A 19,754-nucleotide genomic window follows, 5' to 3' on the forward strand; every position below is an offset into this window, starting at 1 on the left:
CACACCCACCCCTCCGCCCCACCCCCTAAAGATCGATCAACGCCTGCCGCGGCTCCCGCACCACGACCGCCTCGTCCCGCCGCGCGCCCCACCACCGGAGCCACGACACACCCCCACCCCCCACCAGCAGCCCCACCAGCACACCCCAGCCCCCCCACCGCACCCGCACCCCCGCACCGGAGTCCCCCGCCCCCTCGGCGGAGCCGAACACCCCTGCCCGGTCGAGCCGGTCGTAGGCCGCCCGCGCCCCCCGGTGCCACCGCACGTCGTCGTCGGCGACGTCCGGCGCCGGATCACTGCGGATCCACGGCGTCCCGTCCTCCGCCAGGAACATCTGGTCCTGCCGCTCGATCGCGACATCGCCCCCCGGCGTCCGCTCGGTGTACGGCCACCCCCCGATCCCGGTCAGCCCCCACACCACGGTCGCCCGCACCCGCGGGAGCCGCCCCCGCTGCCACGCCCAGGGCACCTTCTCGCTCCGCGTCTCGTCCGGCCGGAACAGGTCCCACAGCCGGGCGAACCGCGCGTCCCCCGAGCGGAGCGTGCTCGTCCGCGCACCGCCGTCCGCATCGTTCGCCACGACGATGGCCAGATCCGGTACGTCCTTTCCGGCCGCCCACGCCCCGGGCGCACCCACCCCGAGGAACGCCCCGGACACCACCAGACCCGCCACCACCACGGCCGTACGACGTATCACGCCGCAACCCTTTCCACGTAAGTCCTCGTGCCTTCGTGCCCGCACGCCTCGTGCCGGTCGTGCCGGCCATACCGCTCGTGCCACCGGGCCCTTGCCCCTTGTGGCATCCCGAAGAACCGTTCGATGCCCGCCTGTTCCCGTCGCGTCCGAAGCGGGTCCCCGGACCTGAGAGAATGGTGGGCATGGCGACTGACCGACCCCGCGTGCTCTCCGGAATCCAGCCCAGCGCAGGCTCGTTCCACCTCGGAAACTACCTTGGCGCCGTCCGCCAATGGGTGGCTCTCCAGGAGACGCACGACGCGTTCTACATGGTCGTCGACCTCCACGCCATCACGGTTCAGCAGGATCCGGCCGAACTGCGCGCCAACACCCGGCTCGCCGCCGCCCAGCGCTCCTCGCCGCCGGTCTGGACCCGGACCGCTGCACGCTGTTCACACAGAGCCACGTGCCCGAGCACGCCCAGCTCGCCTGGGTCATGAACTGCCTCACCGGCTACGGCGAGGCCCAGCGCATGACCCAGTTCAAGGACAAGTCGGCCAAGCAGGGCCCCGAAGGCACCACCGTCGGCCTGTTCACGTACCCGATCCTCCAGGTCGCCGACATCCTGCTCTACCAGGCGAACCAGGTACCGGTCGGCGAGGACCAGCGCCAGCACATCGAGCTCACCCGCAGCCTCGCCAAGCGCTTCAACGACCGCTTCGGCGAGACCTTCACCGTCCCCGAGGCGTACATCCTCAAGGAGACGGCGAAGATCTTCGACCTCCAGGACCCGAAGAGCAAGATGAGCAAGTCGGCGTCCACGCCGAAGGGCCTCATCAACCTCCTGGACGAGCCGAGGACCACCGCGAAGAAGGTCAGGAGCGCGGTCACCGACACCGACACGGTCGTCCGCTACGACGCCGAGGCCAAGCCGGGCGTCAGCAACCTGCTGACCATCTACTCCACGCTCACCGGCGCGGGCATCCTCGAACTGGAACAGCGCTACGAGGGCAAGGGGTACGGCGCGCTCAAGACCGACCTCGCCGAGATCATCGTCGACTTCGTGACGCCGTTCCGGGAGCGTACCCAGGAGTACCTGGACGACCCCGAGACGCTCGACAAGATCCTCGCCAAGGGCGCCGAGAAGGCCCGCGTCGTCGCCGCGGAGACGCTGGCCCTGACGTACGACCGGGTCGGCTTCCTGCCCGGCCGCCGCTGACACCGGCCGGTCCCACCGGCCGACCCGCGCACGACCGCGCGACGAGCACGCACCAGCACCGTACGGACACCGTGTACCACCGGGCAGAGCGCTGCACATCACTCCCGCTGCGCCTGCCCGGGGCACAGCCGTGGCCGTACAGTCGATAGCCGGGCGGCGCACAGCCGGCCGGCGAGACCCGCCCGACGAGCAACGCCCGCCCCGACGGGCAACGCCCGACCCGACGACGAAGGAGACGACGTGGGGACCGTAACGATCGGTGTGTCGATCGCGGTCCCGGAGCCGCACGGCACCCTGCTCCAGCAGCGGCGCGTCGGCTTCGGCGACGCCGCGGCGCGGGGCATCCCCACGCACGTCACCCTGCTGCCGCCGACCGAGATCGAGGAGGCGGACCTGCCCGCCCTCGAGGCGCACCTGGCGCGGGTCGCGGCGGCCGGCCGGCCCTTCCCGATGCGGCTGTCCGGCACGGGCACCTTCCGGCCGCTGTCACCGGTGGTGTTCGTCCAGGTGGTGGAGGGCGCCGAGGCGTGCGCCCGGCTGCAGCAGCAGGTACGGAACGCCTCCGGGCCCGTCGCCCGCGAACTGCAGTTCCCCTACCACCCGCACGTCACCGTGGCGCACGGCATCGACGAGGCGGCCATGGACCGCGCCTACGAGGAACTCGCCGACTACGCGGCCGAGTGGCCCTGCACGCGGCTTCGGCCTGCACGAGCAGGGCGACGACGGGGTGTGGCGCAAGCTGCGCGACTTCCCCTTCGGCTCCACGGTCGTCCCGCCGCAGGCGACGGCCCCCGAGGACACCTCCCTGCACGCCCGCTGACCGGGCGGCGCCGGCCCGTTCACATCGGCCGCCCCGCCCGCACCGGCAGCTCCGCTCACATAGGCAGCAGCCGGAACAGCGGCCGCGGCACGTGCCGCAGCGCCGACATCACCACCCGCAGCCGTCCCGGCACCCACACCGTCTCCGAACGGCGCCGCAGCCCCAGCTCCACGGCCCGCGCCACCGCCTCCGGCGTGGTCGTGAACGGCACGTCCGGCCGCTCGGTGCTCGCCGCCGTGCGGACGTACCCGGGGCGGACGACCATCACGTGCACCCCGGTGCCGTACAGGGCGTCGCCCAGGCCCTGCGCGAAGGTGTCCAGGCCCGCCTTGCTGGAGCCGTAGATGAAGTCCGAGCGGCGGGCGCGCTCCCCGGCGACGGACGACAGCACGACCAGCGAGCCGTGCCCCTGCGTCTGCAACGCCTTCCCGCACACCAGGCCGGCCGAGACCGCGCCGGTGTAGTTGGTCTGCGCGACCCGGGCGGCGGCCACCGGGTCGCGTTCGTCGGTGGCCTGGTTGCCGCTCACGCCGAAGGCCAGCAGCACCATGTCGACGGCGCCCTCGGCGAACACCTTGCCGAGCACGGCCTCGTGCGCCTCGGGGTCCAGCGCGTCGAAGGCGACGGTGCGGACCTCCGCGCCGGCCCGGCGGATCTGCTCGGCGGCCTTCTCCAGCGCCGGCGAGGGCCGCCCGGCCAGCCATACGAGCCGCGTCCGGCGCGCGATCAGCCGCCGGGCGGTGGCGAGCGCGATCTCGGACGTACCCCCGAGCACGAGCAGGGAGGCGGGGGGGCGATAGCCGTCCATCATGTGGCCGACGGTATCGGTCGAAACCGTATGCACCTGCTCAGAACACGCCGTTCTCCGCGCCGCTACCACCCCCGCCGGGGGGTAACCGCAATGCAAGCAGCGCGGCATCGCGGCATGCGGACGCGGACAAGAGGGGATCGTCAGGATCATGGACTGGCTGAAAAGACTCCCCGGCATCGGCCCCGCCCTGGCCCAGCTGGAGACCACCCACGCCTGGCGCTCCTACGAACGCCTCGACCGCGTCAAGTGGACCCGCCTCGCCGCCGCGATGACCTTCACCAGCTTCGTCGCCCTCTTCCCCGTCCTCACCCTCGCCGCCACCCTCGGCGCCGCCGCCCTCAGCGACGCCCAGCAGCGCACCCTCCAGGACCGCGTCGCCGACCAGGTCCCCGGCATCGCCGACCAGCTCGACATCCACGGCCTGGTCGACAACGCCGGCACCGTCGGCGTCATCGCGGCCGTCGTGCTGCTGTTCACCGGCATCGGCTGGGTCGACGCCATGCGGGACTGTCTGCGCACGGTCTGGGAACTGCCCGACGACGAGGAGAACCCGGTCCTGCGCCGGGTCAAGGACGCCGGTGTCCTCGTCGGCTTCGGCGGCGCCGTCCTGCTCACCCTGGCCGTGTCCGTGAGCGCCACCGCCCTGGTCGGCTGGAGCGCCGACCGGCTCGGCGTGGAGGAGGCCGGCTGGGGCCGCGCGCTGCTGCAGGCCGCCGCGTTCGCCGTCGCCGTCCTCGCCGACTTCCTCCTCCTGCTGTACGTCCTCACCCTGCTGCCCGGCGTCGAGCCGTCCCGGCACCGGCTGTTCGTCGCCGCGCTGCTCGGCGCCCTCGGCTTCGAGATCCTCAAGCTGCTGCTCAGCGGCTACATCCAGGGCATCGCCGCGAAGAGCATGTACGGCGCCTTCGGCGTGCCGGTCGCACTGCTGCTGTGGATCAACTTCACGGCCAAACTGGTGCTGTACTGCGCCTCCTGGACCGCCACCGGCAGCAAGGCCGAGGAGGGGATCATCCGTCCTTCCCGCGGCGTGCCGAACCCGGCAGCGGCCAGCGGCGGTTGACCAGCCAGATCCCGGCGGCGACCAGCACCAGCAGGCCGCCCGCCACCCCCAGCGCCACGCCCATCCCGCCGGACCGGCCCGGTACGGAAGCGGCGGCCACCGGCTCGGTGGACGGCCCCGGCGTGGAACCCGGCATCCCGGTCCCGGTGCCGGAGCCGTCGTTCCCCGTGCCCTCGGGGGCGACCAGTTCGCCGACCGGCGTGGCCCTGCCCGCCGCCGCGAACCCCCAGTCGAGCAGCTTGGCGGCCTCCTTGTAGACCTCGTTGTGCGCGTGGTTCTCCGGGTTCATCACCGTGACGAGCAGCACCCGGCCGTCGCGCTCGGCCACACCGGTGAAGGTGGCCCCGGCCTTGGTGGTGTTGCCGTTCTTCACGCCCGCGAGGCCCGGGTAGGCGGGGACGTCGGTGTCACCGGCCAGCAGCCGGTCGGTGTTGCGTATCTCGAAGGTCTTGCGGGTCTTCTTCCCGTCGGCGCCCTTCGTCGTCTCCCCGGGGAAATCGGTCTTCACGGTGGAGCAGTACTCGCGGAAGTCCTTCTTCTGCAGCCCCGAGCGGGCGATCAGCGTCAGGTCGTACGCGGAGGAGACCTGCTTCGGGGCGTCGTACCCGTCCGGGCTGACCACGGTCGTGTCCAGGGCGCGCAGCTCCTTGGCGTGCGCCCGCATGTCCTCGACGGTCGCGGCGACGCCGTCGTTCATGGCGGAGAGCACGTGCACGGCGTCGTTGCCGGACTTGAGGAAGACGCCGAGCCACAGGTCGCGCACGGAGTACGTCTCGCCCTTGTGCAGCGGGACCACGCTGGATCCGGCGCCCATGCCGGCCAGATCGGAGGCGGTCACCTCGTGCTCGGTGGTGCGGGGGAACTTGGGCAGCAGGGTGTCCGCGAACAGCATCTTCAGGGTGCTGGCCGGGGGCAGCTTCCAGTGCGCGTTGTGCGCGGCCAGGACGTCGCCGGACTCGGCGTCGGCGACGATCCAGGAGCGGGCGGTGACGTCCTTGGGCAGCACGGGCGCACCGCTGCCGAGTTCGGCCTGCGTCCCGGGCAGCGCGAGCCGCGCCCCGCCGACGGCCGACATCGTCGCCGGGGGAGTGGCGGAGGGGCTGCCGCCGGGTGTCGCACCGGTACCGGCGCCGCTGCTCGCCCCGGCCCCCGGACTCGCGCTCGACCCGGGGGTCGCGCTCGTGCCCGGCCCCGGGGTCGTACTCGTGCCGGACCCCGAGGGCAGGCCGGGTGCGGTGCTGCTGCCCGACCCCGGGATCGGTGGCATCGGTGCCGCGAAGGCGGCGCCGGGCAGCGCGAACGGCAGCGCGGGCAGGGACAGCAGGACGACGGCGGCGACCGGCGCGCGGCGCCTGCCGGTCTTCGTGTGGGAAGCGGGCACGCAGTGCAACGTACCGGGCGCCCCGTCCGGCGTCGCACCCCCCTTCGGCCGTATCCCCGGCCGTCCCTCCGCCACGCGGCCGGAACCCGCCGTTCCACCCGCCCGCCGGGCACGCGGCCCGGGCCGCGGGGTGGGGGTGGGGGTGGGGAGCTGGGTCATCCGGATCACCTTTCACGAGCGGGCGGGCGGGCGAGCGTGTGTGGCGTGCGTGCTCGTCGCCTCCCTCCCCAAGAAGAGCGTCGGGACCCCGTGAGGGTTGCGGTGGAGGGGCGGACGGGGTGCGACGGGAGGGCCGGGGGGCGTTGTCAGTGGTGGGCCGTAGCTTGTGGCGCATGACTCACCACGCGCAGACGTACGCCTACTTACGTCCCTCCGCGGTGCATCGCACGGCCGAGGGCGGCACCCTCAGCCTGCAGACCTCCGGCGGGACGACACCCGCGGGGCCCGAGGCCCATCCGAGCTTCTTCCGCGGCTTCCTGACGCGCCCCCCGATCGCCGCGGCCGGGCTGTTGTGCGTCGCGGACGTGGCCGCCGCCCGCTACTACCAGCCGCTGCGCCCCGGCTGGCGCGACCCGGTGGTCACCGGGAACGGGGACCGGCTGCGGTTCGAGTCGTTCTCCGGCTGCGGCGGCGTCTACGCGCGGCTCGACCTGCTCGGCGACGCGCTCGACGGGGACGACGTCGGACACGGCACGACCAACGTCGACGTGAACCTCCCGCTCCGGGAGGCCCTGACCCGCATCGGCCCGGCCGACCCGATGCTTCTGGAGGTCGGGCCCGACGAGCTGACCCTCACCACCTTCGACGGGCCCGTGGTGGAGAAGAAGGTGCCGCTGCCCGACCGCTGGCTGCGCGGATTCGCCGAGACCCAGGTGATCGCCTCCGGGTTCGACCTGCGCGCCGAGCTCTCCGCCACCGAGGCCGTGCGCTTCCTGCGGTCACTGCCCCGCTCCGGGACCGGGAGCTCCCGGGCGGTGCGCTGGGTCGTCCCGGCCGGACGCTCGCTGCGCGCCACCACCCGGCCGGTCCCCGGAGCGGTGTGCCTGCCGGGCCCCGACCGGCTCGCCGCACTGAGCCGGGTACTGCGCCATGCGACGGGCCTGCGCCTGCACGGGCCGGCCGTCACGTCCGGCAGCGGCGCCGTGGCGAGCGCGTGGGAGATGCGGCTCCCCGGCATGCGTCTCACCCTCACCCTGTCCCCGGACCCCTCGCGGGGCTTCTCCGGCGAGGGCGGTGTCCTGGACGCCCTGGCGACGGAGGAGTCCGGCGAGGACGCCGAACTGGTGTCGGTACTGCTCGCCTGGGACCCCGCCGTCGACCCCGCCCGGCTCGCCGAGCAGAGCGGGCTCACCCCCGCGCGGGTACGGGCGGCGCTCACCCGGCTCGGCACCGCCGGACGCATCGGCTACGACGTGGCGGAGGCGGCCTACTTCCACCGCGAACTGCCGTACGACACCGGGCGGGCCGAGCGCCACAACCCCCGGCTGCTCGCCGCCCGGGCCCTGGTCGAAGCGGGCGCGGTGCGGCTCGACGACGCCGAAATGGCCACGGTCGCCGTCGATGACCATGTCCACCGGGTCAGGTCCGCCGAGGGACGCCTGAGCTGTACGTGCCTGTGGTGGGCCACGTACCGCGGCGGCCGCGGGCCGTGCAGGCACGCGCTGGCCGTCCGCATCGTCCGCCGCGCGGCCACACCACGCACGACCGGCACCGCGGCCGGCACCGCGGCCGGCACCGCGAACACCACCGTGACCGACACCGTGACCGACACCCCCACCTCTTCCACCGGAGCCGTCTGATGCGTGGACTTCCCGACTACGACATCCCCGACGAGATCACCACGGACGCCCACGCGCTGCTGCACGCCGTGCGCGAGGGCCGTGCCGAGGACGTCGCCGAGCTGGTCGCGCCGCTCACCGCCGCCGAGCGGCGCGCGTGCCTGCCGGTCCTGAAGTCGTGGCGCAAGGGCGTGCGCAACGACTGGGCCGACGGGCACGACAGGATCCGCACGGCCCTGAGAACGGCCGGCGCCGCCTGCTCCACCGGCGTGACGGCCGCCGTCCAGTGGCTCGCGGCCGCTGAACTGCGATGGTCCGCGAGAGACTCGTCACCGATCCTCGAGGCCCTGGGTGACCGCGACCCCGACTGGCTGGGCCAGGTGGCGCACCGGATGGCCGAGCGCCGCGCGGTCGCGCGGGACGAGTACCCGCTGATCGCCGGGCTGGTGCGGGCCGCGGGCTGCGAGCCGCCCACGACGGACGGCTTCGTCCTCGGCTGGGAGCTGTCGGGCATCGGATCCGTGGGCTCCCCGGTCAGGAAGGCTTTGGGCGACGACCCCTTCCTGACGGTCATGGTGCCCCGGCTGTTCGAGGTGCCGGAGGCCGGCTCGAACCTCCAGTACACCGCCTGGAGCGATGACCCCGGGTGGGCCGCGGCCCTCGCCGGGCTCGCCGAGGAGGGCCGGCTCGACCGGGAGACGCTGCTCGACGGCTGCCTGTCCCGGCTCTCGCGCGAGACCCGGCTCGGTCTCGTGCGGGGCTTCCTCATCCTGCTGACCGCCCTGGCCCCGACCGAGGACGAGTACGCGGCGCGCACCCTCACCTGGGTGCGGATGGTGCCCGACGCCCACCCGCTGGCGGCGGCACGGGCCCAGGAGGTGCTGGCCGGGCTCGACGCGGCGGGACGCCTGGAGAGCGAGCACCTGGTCGAGGTTTCCCGGGCCGCCCTCACCCGGCCCGAGAAGAAGATCGTGCGGGCCCAGCTGACCATGCTGGACAAGGCCGTCAAACGTGGCGGACCGGGCGTACAGGAGCTGCTCCTCGCCGCCACCGACGTCTTCGGCCACGAGGAGCACAGCCTTCAGGAGCGTGGCCTCGCCCTGCTCGTCCGCCACCGGAAGCACGCGAGCGACGCCGTCCTCGCCGGGATCGCGGCGGGCCTGGACCAGCTCGGCCCCGACCTGCGCGTCCGCGCGACGGAAGCGTTCGGGGACGTCCTCGCAGGCCAGAGCAGCCTCCTGCCCTCCGACGAGGGTGACGGGCTGCCGCCCGTGCCGAGTCCCGAGCCCCTCGAGGCGGCGCCGCTCACCACCGCGGAGCTCGTGGAGGAGATCGCCGCCCTGCCCTGGGGCGACGCCGAGCCGGTGCGGCAGGAACGGGTGCTGAGCGCCCTCGTGACGCATGCGCACGCCGACCTGCCGGGCCTGCGGGCCGCTCTGGAACCGGTCGTAGGGCGCTGGACGGAGACGTGGACCCGGGACGGGAACCTCTACCTCGCCTGGTACTGGCAGCCGTCCCTGCTCGTCTCCGTCATGGGAGCCCTGCCGGAGGAGGAGGTGGAGCCCATCCGCCGCCGCGAACTCGACAGGCAGTGTCCGCACTCGGCCGTCGGGCGCGTCCCCCTCCTCCGGGTGGCCGAGATCGCGGCGCGGCTGCACACCGATCCCCTGCCGTTCCTGCTGGCCACCCCCACCTGGTCTACCGGGACCATCGACCCCTCGGTGCTGGTGGAGCGGCTCGCCGCGTACGAACGCGCCGGTACCGAGCCCGGCCGGGCCGACCTCGACCTGGCGCTGCTGCGGCTCGACCGGGAGGTGCCGCCCGGCGCGGTGGCGGCCGCCGCGCAGCTCACCTCCGCGGCCGGGCGGCGGCTGGCCGCCCGGCTCGCCGCGGGCCCCCTGCCCGATCCCGCCGTCTTCCGCGAGAAGGAGCGGCTGGGGCTGCGGACCCCGCGCCCCGGAGTGCTGGTCCGCACCGAGGCCGTCGCCGGACACGAGGACTTCTCCGAGCCGTTCCGTTCCCTGCTCGACGCGTACGACCCCCTCAGGAGCAGGTGCCGGTGCCAGGGCGGCGGGGACTGCACCGCGCAGTCGCTGGCACTGCTGCCCCAGCACCGGGAGATCGTCGCGGCACGGATGCTGGTGACCGTCGCCGGGACGGCCGGGGGCGACTACATCGGCGAGGCCGCTTCCGTACTGCCCGCACTCGCCGAGTCGCACGGACCGGCCGGGCCCGCGACCCACCTGCTCCTGGCGTACGGCCTCGGATCCCGGCGCGCGGACGAGCGCTTGTTCACCGTGGACGCGCTGCTCGTCCTGGCCGCGCGCGGCCAACTCGACGCGGACCGGCTCGGCCGGGACATCGCCGAACTGACGAGCCTGCGCCGGCTCGCCCTCCACCGGGTCGCCACGGCGTTGCGGGAGATCGTGCGCACCCGCGCCCACGCCACGGTGTGGGCGGTCCTCTCGGCCGCCCTGCCCTCCTTGCTGTCGCAGGAGGCACCGCACGGGCTCCCCGCCGTGCTCACCCTCGCGGCCGAGTCGGCGGAAGGCTGCGGAGCCCGCGGGTCCATACCCGAGATCGACGAACTCGCGGCCCGCCCGGGCTCGTCGCAGACGGTCAAGCAGGCCCGGCGCATCAAGAGCGCGCTGGAGAGGGCGAGTTGAGGGGCGGTTGACCGGCCTCGGCTCAGGAGACGGACTCCTTGGCGTGCACGCGAAGACTCCGGAAGCCGATCGCGCCGACGGCCGTCCCCAGGACGAACGACGTGACGGCCAGAGTGAGGTGCACCCAGAAGTAGGCCGTGGGACTGCCGTCGTCGAAGGCGAGTCCGCTCGCGTCCTTGATCAGGTTCTTGACGAAGGTGACCCAGATCACCCACGACCAGACGCCGAAGGCGAGAAGGAACCAGGAGGCGGAGCGGCCGAGTTTCATGGAAGGAGTCCTCTGGTGCGACAGGTACGACGGGTACGCCAGGTGTGAGGGGGAGCCGTGCACCGCAAGTGTCCCCCTCGCAGCTCAGTGCCTTAGCATCGGGACGGCGGGTGACCTGCCGCACCGCACCGCACCGCGCAGGGCTGTACGGCTGGAGGAACGGGGAACCGTGATCGTCGTCTTCGTCGTGGTCGCACTCCTGGTGCTGGCCGCGTTCGTGGCGCTGCACCGGTGGGCCTGGTGCCGCCTGGTGCGCGACACCACCTCGGGCCCGGGCCCCGCACGACGCACCGGCACGGCGGTGCTCGTGGCCGGACCGGTGCTGATGTTCGGCGCGCTGGTCGCGGAGCAGGCGCACGCCCCGTTCTGGCTCCAGCGGACGCTGGGCTGGCCGGGATTCCTGTGGATGGCGCTGTGCCTGTATCTGCTGCTCGCGCTCATCGCCGGCGAGGCGGTACGTCCGCTGGTACGGCGGCTGGTGGCGGGCCGGGCCGCGAAGCGGACGAGGGAGGCGGTCCCGGAGACGGTCCCGCCGACGCCGCAACCCGGGGCGGCCGGGGTGCCCGAGGCACCGTCGGCCCCCTCCCGCCGCCTGTTCGTCTCGCGGGTGGTGGGCGGCGCGGTCGCCACGGCGGCCGTCGGTACGGTGGGCCTCGGCACGTACGGCGTCCTGAACGGCCCCCGGGTGAAGCGGATCACCATCCCCCTGGCGAAGCTCCCGCGCGCGGCGCACGGGTTCCGGATCGCGGTGGTGAGCGACATCCACCTGGGCCCGGTGCTCGGCCGGAGCTTCGCGCAGCGCGTCGTGGACACGGTGAACGCGACGCAGCCGGACCTGATCGCGGTGGTCGGCGACCTGGTCGACGGCAGCGTGAAAGACCTGGGCCCGGCCGCCGCCCCGCTGGCAGGGCTGACCGCCCGCCACGGCGCGTGGTTCGTCACGGGCAACCACGAGTACTTCTCCGGCGCCGCCCAGTGGATCGAGGAGGTCCGTGACCTGGGCCTGCATCCCCTGGAGAACGCCCGCACGGAACTCCCCGGCTTCGACCTCGCCGGGGTGAACGACCTCCAGGGCGAGAGAGAGGGGCACGGTCCGGACTTCGACCGCGCCCTGGGCGACCGCGACACCTCCCGCGCGGTGGTGCTCATGGCCCACCAGCCCGCCCAGATCCACGACGCGGTGAGACACGGCGTCGACCTGCAACTCTCCGGCCACACCCACGGCGGCCAGCTCTTCCCCGGAAACTTCGTCGCCGAGGCCGCCAACCCCACGGTCGCCGGCCTGGACACCTACGGCGACACCCAGCTCTACGTCACCCGAGGCGCCGGCGCCTGGGGCCCGCCGACCCGGGTGGGCGCCCCGTCGGACATCACGGTGGTGGAACTGGCCTCCCGCCAGGCCTGAGGCCATGACGCGAAGGCGCGGCCGTGAAGACCGACGGCGCGGCCGTGAAGACCGACGGCGCGGGGTCGGTCGCCTTTCCGATGCCCGGCCCGGCGGAACTCGCCGACCTCGGAGCGGCCGGAGTGACCAGTGACCGGCGGGCAAGTGTTGCTGCCCCTGAGACTCTGGCCCGCCCACGGTCCCGGCGGTAAGCATGAAGGAATCAGCTGCAGGAAGGAGCATCCGTGCGTGCCAGGGGTCAAGAGCGGGTCGACGAGGCCGGAGGCCGAACGGTCGGTCGCCGTACGGTGACACCGCCGCCGGGTCCGGGACGCGCTGCCGGTGGGCATCTGGTGGCCCTGCAGCGCGCAGCGGGCAATCGGGCGGTGACGCGCGCGGTGGAGGCACAACGGCACGAACACGGCCCGGGGTGTGGCCATACCGAGGCGGCCGTGCAACGCGCGGCGGTACACCGGACACAAGTGGCCGGACAGGCTGGGCCGCCTGCTGTGCAGCGGAAGAAGGACGGGCCTTCGGGTCCGGAGCGAAGAACCGTACACGTAGGCATTGGCACGCGCGGTACAAAGGTCAAAGTCCTCTGCGAGCGCAAGAATCCCCAGCAGCCCTGGGTGGTCTTCCTGCCCAGCGGGACGGATCCCGACCAGCGAGAGGAGATCGCCCAGCAACTGCACAGGCCGCAAGGGGAGATCAGGTTCACCAACGCCCGAAACGACGAGGTCGAGCTGGTCGAGAGCAGTGGGCACGGGAGGCGGGACACGGTCAGAGAAGCCACCGAGGAGGCCAAGGTCCGCCAAGCCACTTTTCTCGTGACCCGGTTCCTCGAGCGCATGGGCATAGGCCACTTCGAAGAGACGAGCGTTGAGCAAGCCCTTCAGAGTGTGAGCGTCACCTTCCATGACCGTCGTTTGTGGGAATGGGTGGTGCGGCAACAGTCCCACGGCGATGCGGAGTCGGTCGAAGGCATCACCACCGCAGATCCGCGTGGGCAGCGCACCGTCGGTATGAACAGGGCGAACTACACCTTCCCCGCAGTCGTGCACGAGCTCTTCCACGTGCTGGAACACGGCTCGACGAGAGGCTTGGAGAACGGGCTGGTCGAAGGCATCACCGAATACTGGACAACCCGGGCCACTGGTGTCGACTTCCGCTGTTCCCGCAACAGTGACAGCCGGGTCTACCAAGGTGAGCTGAAATTCGTCCGAGACGCCATCGCTGGGGGATACGTCACCGTTGAGCAGCTCGCAGCGGCCTATTTCCACGGCGACATCTCTGCGGTTGCGACGATCAACGATTTCTTCACGCAGTACATGAGGCAGCGGGAGGCCAGCTCCTTCGCCTACACAGGTGGCCACTGACCGCAGCCGGCGGGAACCGCTCGCCCCGACCTCGCCCTCCCGCGGCTCCGCTCACGCGGCCCCAGCCCCGTGCGTCCGTCGAGCAGTTCGCGGGCGAGGTCCAGGTGGCCGGCACGGCGGGCGGTTTCCTCGATCATGTGGAGGACGATCCAGCGCAGGTCGGTGACGTCGTCGCCGTCGGGGCCGGGGTGGCGGCCCACCGGTGGGGCCGACAGCGGCGTGGCGGACAGGACGGCGTCGGAGCGCCGGCACTGTTCGCGGTAGAAGGCGAACACCACCTCCGGCGGTCGGGGCGTCGTCAGCGGCGCGTGGTCGTCGGGCCAGTTGCGCGGCTCGGCCGACCCGGTGGCGACCTCCTGGAACCAGTGCCGCTCCGCGTACCCCAGGTGCTCCGTCAGCCCGAGCGGTGTCTATCCGGAGGGCACGACCGGTGTGGTCAGGGCCCGCGCGTCCAGGCCGTCGACGATCGCCGGCACACTCGCCCGCTGCGCCGCGAGGAACTCCGCCAACGCCTTCTTCTCGCGCTCGCTCCCGTTCTCGGCTTCGCTGTCTTCCGCGGTCATGCGCGGATGATGGCAGCCGCCACCGACAACCGGCCGATCGCGGCGGCGGCCGGCCGCGCCGCCGCTCACTCCCCCTTCACCCCCGCCGGCAGCACCACCGTCACCGTCAGGCCGTCGCCCGGGGACGTCGTGGCGGTGACGTCACCGTGGTGGGCCTCGACGACGCCCTGCACTATGGCCAGGCCCAGGCCGCTGCCCGCGGTGGAGCCGGTGCGGAAGAAGCGGTCGAACATGCGGGCGGCGTCCTCCTCCGGCAGGCCCGGGCCCTCGTCGCTGACGGTCAGACGGACCGTGCCGTCGGACCGCCGCGCGGTGAGACACACGGGGACGTCGGCCGGGGTGTGGGTGCGGACGTTGGCCACCAGGTTGCCGAGGACCTGGCGCAGGCCGGACTCGTCGGCGCGGACCAGCAGCGCACCGGACGCCGACACCGTCACCGGGCGGTCGGGCTGCTGCGCGCGCAGGTCCTCCGCCGCGTCGCGCACCAGCCGGCTCACGTCCACGTTGCGCAGCCGCAGCTCCGGGCGCTGGTCCAGGCGGGCCAGGGTCAGCAGCTCGTCGACCAGCCGGCCCATCCGGTCCACCTCGCCGTTCATCCGCTCCCAGGCCCGCTTGCGGTCGTCCGGATCGGTCAGCATGCCCCGGTCGTAGAGCTGCAGATAGCCGCGGATCGCGGACAGCGGGGTGCGCAGCTCGTGCGAGGCGTCGGCGACGAACCGGCGGAGCTGGGCCGCGCTGCGCTCGCGCGTGCGGTACGCCGACTCGACCTGGTGCAGCATCGAGTTGAGCGCGAGGCGCAGTTGCTCCACCTCCAGGCTGGCCTTCCGCCGCGAGGGCACCCGCCGGGTGAGGTCTCCCTCGGCGATCGCCGACGACGTCTCCACCATGTCCTCAAGGGGCCGCATCCGCCGCCGCACATTGACCATGGTGAGGCAGAACAGCAGCGCCAGCAGCAGCCCCCCGACGGTCAGATCGAGTTTCAGCGCCTTGTGGATGCCGTTGTCCAGCGCGTCCGTCGAGCTGGCGAACAGTACGTACGTGCCGTCGTCCAGCCGGCTCGCGGTCGCCCGGTAGGAGGCGCCGTTCACGGTCAGGCCCTGGGGCTCGACGGCCGTGGCGAACGACGTGGGGTCCCCGACCGCCGCGCCGAGCGCCCGCTGCGCCCTGGTCGGCCGCAGCTCGGCCACCTTCAGCACGGTGCCGTGCCCGTCGACCACGGCGAACATGTCGTCCGGCGTCGCCGATCCGCCGAGCTGCGGCAGCAGCCCTTCCCGTACAACGGCTGTGGCGCCCAGGTTGTCGAGCTGGTGCAGCGTCAGGTGGGACTCGTCCAGCGAGTCGCGGCTGCGGAGCAGGTGCGCGTCGATCTGGCCGAGGAGGTAGTGCCCCGTGCCCACCAGGCTGACCGCCGTCGCCGTGATGACGCCGATCGCCAGCAGCGCCACGTTCGCCAGGGTGAGCTGGGTGCGCAGGGAGTGTATGGAGTGCGTGCCGCGCCACCGGACCGAGGCGCGCGGTGCGGACGGGGAGAGCGCGCGCGGGCGTCGGGGACGCCTCATGCCAGCCCGTATCCGACGCCGCGCCGCGTGGTGATCAGCGGCGGGCCCAGCGGAGCCAGTTTGCGGCGCAGATAGCTGATGTACGTCTCCACCACCGTCGACTCCGCCGGCGTGTGCTCGTAGTCCCAGACATGGCGCAGCAGTTGCTCCTTGGTCACGATGCGCCCGCCGTTGCGCACCAGGAAGCGCAGCAGCGCGTACTCGGTGGGCGTGAGTTCGACCGTGCGGCCCGCGCGGTGCGCGCTGTACGTCGTCTCGTCCAGCTCCAGGTCGCCGTAGCGCAGCGGCGGGGGATGGGGGAGGACGTCGGCGGACCGGGTGCGGCGCAGTACCGCCGTGACCCGGGCGACGACCTCGTCGATGTGGAACGGCTTGGTGATGTAGTCGTCGCCGAAGCCGAGCGCGCCCACGATCTCGGCGGGCGCGTCCCGCGCGGTGACGAACACCACCGCGAGGCCGGGCAGCCGGCTGCGCAGTTCCTTGCCGAGCGCGCGGCCGTCGCCGTCCGGGAGCATCACGTCGAGCAGCGCCGCGTCGGGCCGTACCCGCTCGGTGAGCGCGAGGGCCTCGCGGACCGTGCCCGCCCTCATCACCTGGAAGCGGTGGTAGCGCAGGGCGATCGCGAGGACGTCGGCGATCGACTCCTCGTCCTCCACGAGGAGCACGGTCGCCCCGTCCCCCGGAGGACGCTGCTGCTCGTGGGCCCCGTCCCCCGGGCGGGAACTCTTCTCGGCATCGCTCGTCATGCCCCCAAGTATCCGCACCGGGATCCCGGTTGTCGGGGGTCGGCGCTTTGGAGTTCCCTGAGAGTGCGCCCCGCTTCGTGGTTCACCCCGCCGCTGTCCCGGATGCTGAGGGTCCAGGCTCGGGGGACCCTGAAGAAGGAGCAGGAAGACGTGACAACTTTGGCGCGCTGGTGCTATCGGCACCGGCTGCTGGTGGTGCTGCTGTGGCTGGCGGCACTCATAGGGGTGGGGGCGGCGGCCACTTCCGCCGGGACGAACTACGCGAACCAGTTCTCGCTGCCGGACACCGACTCCAAGCGGGCGTACGACCTGCTGGAGAAGGCCTTCCCGCAGACCTCGGGGGACACCGACACGGTGGTGTGGAAGGTCGACGACGGCAAGGTCACCGACACCGCCGTACGGACCCGGATCGAGCCGGCCCTGAAGAAGATCGCCGGCATGGACGGCGTCGGCGAGGTCGTCGGCCCGTACGGCGGCAAGCGGGGTGCCGCGCAGATCAGCGAGGACGGGCGGATCGCCTACGCCCAGGTCACCTTCACCAAGCAGGCCGACGCCCTGCCCAAGGAACTGGTGCAGGACGTCGTCGACACCGCCCAGGGCGCCGAACAGCAGGGCTTGCAGGTGGAGTTGGGCGGCCAGGCCATCCAGCGCGTGGAGGAGCCGCCGACCGGGCTCGCGGAGATCGTCGGCCTCGGGGCCGCCGCCGTCATCCTCTTCCTCGCCTTCGGCTCGCTGCTCGCGATGCTGCTGCCGCTGTGCGTGGCCGTCTTCGGCGTCGGCATCGGCGACTTCGGCATCCAGCTGCTCAGCCACGGCACCAACATCCCCGACCTCGCGCCGCTGCTGGCCTCACTGATCGGCCTCGGCGTCGGCATCGACTACGCGCTGTTCATCGTCACCCGGCACCGGCGCGGCATCCTGCGCGGACTCGACCCGGAGGCCGCCGCGATGACGGCGCTCAACACCTCCGGCCGCGCGGTCCTCTTCGCGGGCGGCACGGTGTGCATCGCGCTCGCCGGCATGCTCGTGACCAACCTGCGGTTCCTGGACGGTGTCGTCATCGGCACCACCCTCACCGTCGTGCTGAGCGTCCTGGCCGCCGTCACGCTGCTCCCGGCGCTGCTGGGCCTGTTCGGCACCCGGGTGCTCAGCCGCCGGCAGCGGCGCAAGCTCGCCGCCGACGGGCCCGAGACCACGCCGGAGCGGACGACCGGACTCGCCGCCCGCTGGTCGGCACAGGTGCAGAAGCGCCCGCGGCGCACCGCCGCGCTCGCCGTCGTCGTCATGGCGGTCCTCGCGGTGCCGGTGCTGTCGCTGCGCCTCGGCACGGTCGACCAGGGCAACGACGACACCACGACGACCACCCGCCAGGCCTACGACATGCTCGCCGAAGGCTTCGGCCCCGGCTTCAACGGACCCCTGCAGGTGGTGGTGGACGGCGGCGACAGCGCCGCGCTCGTCAAGGGAATCGAGTCCACCGACGGCGTGGCCCGGGCCGCCGCGCTGCCGCCCGCGCACGGGGTGAGCCTCATCCAGGTGGTGCCGACCACGTCACCGCAGTCGAAGGAGACGTCCCAGCTCATCGACCGGCTGCGCGACGACGTCATCCCCGAGGCCGGGGTCACGGCCCACGTCGGCGGGGTCACCGCGGTCTCCAAGGACTTCGCCACCGTCACCGGCGACCGGCTGCCGCTGTTCGTCGGCACCATCATCGCCCTGGGCTTCCTGCTGCTCCTGCTGGCCTTCCGCTCGCTCGTCGTACCGCTGACGGCCGCGGTGATGAACCTGGTCGCCGCCGCCGCGTCCTTCGGCGTACTGGTCGCGATCTTCCAGTGGGGCTGGGGGCTGGACCTGCTCGGCCTGGGCAAGGAGGGGCCGATCAACGCCTTCCTGCCGGTGATCATGCTGTCGCTGCTCTTCGGACTCTCCATGGACTACCAGGTGTTCCTGGTCAGCCGGATGCACGAGGAGTGGGTGCACACCCGCGACAACGCCCGCGCGGTCCGGGTCGGCCTCGCCGAGACCAGCCGGGTCATCAACAGCGCCGCCCTGATCATGGTCGCCGTCTTCGTCGCCTTCGTGCTCAGCGGCAACTCGGGCGCGGCGATGGCGGGCGTCGGACTGGCGGCGGCGGTCGCGCTCGACGCGTTCATCCTGCGGACGGCACTGGTGCCGGCGGCGATGCACCTGCTGGGCCGCTCCAACTGGTGGCTCCCGGCCTGGCTCGACAAGCGGCTGCCGCACCTGGCGGTGGAACCGGCGGAGGACGCGGAGCCGCCGGCCCCGGCGGCCGCGCAGGCGGACGGTACGGCCGGCGCGTGGGGCGCGGACGGTGCGGGGAGCTCGGCCGGTACGGGGCGCTCGGCGGTGCACGGCTTCGTGCGGGACGCGGACGGCCGACCCGTCGAACACGCCTCGGTCACGCTGCTGTCCAAGGGCGGCGGACGCCGGCTGGACGGCGTGACCTCCCTGGCCGACGGCTCGTACATCGTGGCCGCGCCCGCCCCGGGCACCTATCTGCTGACGGTCACGGCGACGCTGTACGGCGCGCGGGCGCAGCGCGTGGAGGTGGGCGACGCGCCCCTGGTCTACGACGTCGAACTGCGGCCGGGCGAGGTGGACGTGATCGGTTAGGGCCGGTCGCGGAGGTCACGGAGGCCGCGGAGCTCCTGGCCCTCCTCCTCCGGGCCCCGGTCCCCCGAGCGAGCCGTGCGTGCCGGACCCCGTCGCCCCTTGGCGGCGGGGTCCGGCAATGCCTTGGTCATCCCCGGCAGGAAGTCCGTGAACAGCTCGTGCACTTCGTGGACGAGGGGCCGCAGTACCCGGAAGCGGGACAGGACAACGCCGCGCGCGGTGAGCCGGGCGCCGCGGTCGGCGAGCCGGTAGCTGCGCTCACGGCCCTCGGTGCGGTCGAAGATCCAGTACAGCACCAGGCCCATCTGGGCCAGCCACATCAGATCCGGAAGCACGTCCTTGAGGTCCGCGGGCACCTTGGTGCGGGAGCCGGCCAGCACCTCGCGGTGCAGGGCGAGCACCTCCGTGCGGGCGGGTTCGGACTCGGCGGAGAAGGGGCTGAGCGGGCTGTCCGGGTCGGCCGCGTTCTTGAAGAACTGCACCGCGAACTCGTGGTACGGCGCCGCCACGTCCAGCCAGGCCCGGAGCACTCCGGCGAACCGGGCGTGCAGGTCCGTCTCCCGGGCCAGGACGTCCCGGACCGCCGCCCGGTGCTCGGCGGCGATCCGGTCGTAGAAGCCCTGGATCAGGTGTTCCTTGCCCGCGAAGTAGTAGTACGCGTTCCCGACGGAGACCCCCGCCTCCTGGGCGATGGCCCGCATGGTGGTCTTGTCGTACCCCCGCTCCTGGAAGAGCCGCATCGCGGTCTCCAGGATCAGGGCACGGGTCTGCTCGCTCTTGGTCACCGGAGGGTCGTTCTTCGCAGGCACGGGG

15 protein-coding genes and 2 pseudogenes are annotated in these 19,754 nt (G+C 72.9%); 8 read left to right on the top strand and 9 right to left on the bottom strand.

Features of this window, described 5'->3' with window-relative positions; translation table 11 throughout:
• Positions 1-25: 25 nt before the first annotated feature.
• Positions 26-697, bottom strand: coding sequence for a hypothetical protein (locus QFZ64_RS21345; protein ID WP_307068084.1), 672 nt, complete (start codon positions 695-697; stop codon positions 26-28).
• 182 nt (positions 698-879) lie between these two features.
• On the opposite strand from QFZ64_RS21345, the pseudogene trpS reads away from it, so the two are divergent.
• Both trpS and QFZ64_RS21355 read left to right on the top strand, forming a co-directional pair.
• Positions 880-1,895 (top strand): annotated as a pseudogene (gene trpS, locus QFZ64_RS21350) (tryptophan--tRNA ligase).
• Positions 1,896-2,135: 240 nt separating this feature from the next.
• Positions 2,136-2,715: pseudogene (locus QFZ64_RS21355) on the top strand (2'-5' RNA ligase family protein).
• A gap of 55 nt (positions 2,716-2,770) precedes the next feature.
• Here the strand turns inward: QFZ64_RS21355 and QFZ64_RS21360 are convergent.
• Complete coding sequence (locus QFZ64_RS21360; protein ID WP_307068086.1) at positions 2,771-3,526, bottom strand: decaprenylphospho-beta-D-erythro-pentofuranosid-2-ulose 2-reductase; 756 nt, start codon at positions 3,524-3,526, stop codon at positions 2,771-2,773.
• Between the two features lie 148 nt (positions 3,527-3,674).
• Between QFZ64_RS21360 and QFZ64_RS21365 the strand changes: the two genes are divergently transcribed.
• Positions 3,675-4,586 carry a YihY/virulence factor BrkB family protein gene (locus QFZ64_RS21365; RefSeq protein ID WP_307068088.1) on the top strand — a complete coding sequence of 304 codons (912 nt, stop codon included), beginning with the start codon at positions 3,675-3,677 and terminating at the stop codon, positions 4,584-4,586.
• Here the strand turns inward: QFZ64_RS21365 and QFZ64_RS21370 are convergent.
• Entirely contained in the window at positions 4,534-5,967 is a 1,434-nt protein-coding gene (locus tag QFZ64_RS21370; RefSeq protein WP_307068090.1) for a D-alanyl-D-alanine carboxypeptidase family protein, read from the bottom strand. The genes QFZ64_RS21365 and QFZ64_RS21370 overlap by 53 nt on opposite strands.
• A gap of 332 nt (positions 5,968-6,299) precedes the next feature.
• Here QFZ64_RS21370 and QFZ64_RS21375 point away from each other — a divergent pair, with 332 nt between their 5' ends.
• Both QFZ64_RS21375 and QFZ64_RS21380 read left to right on the top strand, forming a co-directional pair.
• A complete protein-coding gene (locus tag QFZ64_RS21375) occupies positions 6,300-7,766 on the top strand; it encodes an SWIM zinc finger family protein (RefSeq protein WP_307068092.1) in 1,467 nt (488 codons plus the stop codon).
• Positions 7,766-10,411 (top strand): DUF6493 family protein, encoded by a 2,646-nt coding sequence (locus tag QFZ64_RS21380; protein WP_307068094.1) that lies wholly within the window; start codon positions 7,766-7,768, stop codon positions 10,409-10,411. The genes QFZ64_RS21375 and QFZ64_RS21380 overlap by 1 nt, the downstream gene beginning before the upstream one ends.
• Before the next feature lie 22 nt (positions 10,412-10,433).
• Here the strand turns inward: QFZ64_RS21380 and QFZ64_RS21385 are convergent, their stop codons facing one another.
• Positions 10,434-10,679, bottom strand: a complete 246-nt coding sequence (locus QFZ64_RS21385; RefSeq protein ID WP_307068097.1) for an SCO4848 family membrane protein — start codon at positions 10,677-10,679, stop codon at positions 10,434-10,436.
• 169 nt (positions 10,680-10,848) lie between these two features.
• Here QFZ64_RS21385 and QFZ64_RS21390 point away from each other — a divergent pair, with 169 nt between their 5' ends.
• Positions 10,849-12,084: a metallophosphoesterase gene (locus QFZ64_RS21390; protein WP_307068099.1), complete on the top strand. Its 1,236-nt coding sequence runs from the start codon at positions 10,849-10,851 to the stop codon at positions 12,082-12,084.
• A 332-nt stretch (positions 12,085-12,416) separates the two neighbouring features.
• Positions 12,417-13,439: a hypothetical protein gene (locus QFZ64_RS21395; RefSeq protein WP_307068101.1), complete on the top strand. Its 1,023-nt coding sequence runs from the start codon at positions 12,417-12,419 to the stop codon at positions 13,437-13,439.
• Here the strand turns inward: QFZ64_RS21395 and QFZ64_RS21400 are convergent.
• The 4 genes from QFZ64_RS21400 to QFZ64_RS21415 form a co-directional block, all read right to left on the bottom strand.
• Positions 13,421-13,837 carry a DUF664 domain-containing protein gene (locus tag QFZ64_RS21400; protein WP_307071798.1) on the bottom strand — a complete coding sequence of 139 codons (417 nt, stop codon included), beginning with the start codon at positions 13,835-13,837 and terminating at the stop codon, positions 13,421-13,423. The genes QFZ64_RS21395 and QFZ64_RS21400 overlap by 19 nt on opposite strands.
• 12 nt (positions 13,838-13,849) lie before the next feature.
• The gene (locus QFZ64_RS21405) at positions 13,850-14,002 is read right to left on the bottom strand and encodes a hypothetical protein (RefSeq protein WP_307068103.1); all 153 of its coding nucleotides are present in this window, start codon (positions 14,000-14,002) and stop codon (positions 13,850-13,852) included.
• Positions 14,003-14,067: 65 nt separating this feature from the next.
• Positions 14,068-15,561 (bottom strand): cell wall metabolism sensor histidine kinase WalK, encoded by a 1,494-nt coding sequence (locus QFZ64_RS21410; RefSeq protein ID WP_307068105.1) that lies wholly within the window; start codon positions 15,559-15,561, stop codon positions 14,068-14,070.
• Positions 15,558-16,226 (bottom strand): response regulator transcription factor, encoded by a 669-nt coding sequence (locus QFZ64_RS21415; protein ID WP_307071799.1) that lies wholly within the window; start codon positions 16,224-16,226, stop codon positions 15,558-15,560. The genes QFZ64_RS21410 and QFZ64_RS21415 overlap by 4 nt, the downstream gene beginning before the upstream one ends.
• Positions 16,227-16,466: 240 nt before the next feature.
• Here QFZ64_RS21415 and QFZ64_RS21420 point away from each other — a divergent pair, with 240 nt between their 5' ends.
• A complete protein-coding gene (locus QFZ64_RS21420) occupies positions 16,467-18,941 on the top strand; it encodes an MMPL family transporter (protein WP_307071801.1) in 2,475 nt (824 codons plus the stop codon).
• Here the strand turns inward: QFZ64_RS21420 and QFZ64_RS21425 are convergent.
• On the bottom strand, positions 18,938-19,750 hold the full coding sequence (locus QFZ64_RS21425; protein WP_307068108.1) for a TetR family transcriptional regulator: 813 nt from the start codon (positions 19,748-19,750) through the stop codon (positions 18,938-18,940). The genes QFZ64_RS21420 and QFZ64_RS21425 overlap by 4 nt on opposite strands.
• Between the last annotated feature and the right edge of the window lie 4 nt (positions 19,751-19,754).

The sequence above is a fragment of the Streptomyces sp. B3I8 genome, assembly GCF_030816915.1.
Lineage (GTDB): Bacteria > Actinomycetota > Actinomycetes > Streptomycetales > Streptomycetaceae > Streptomyces.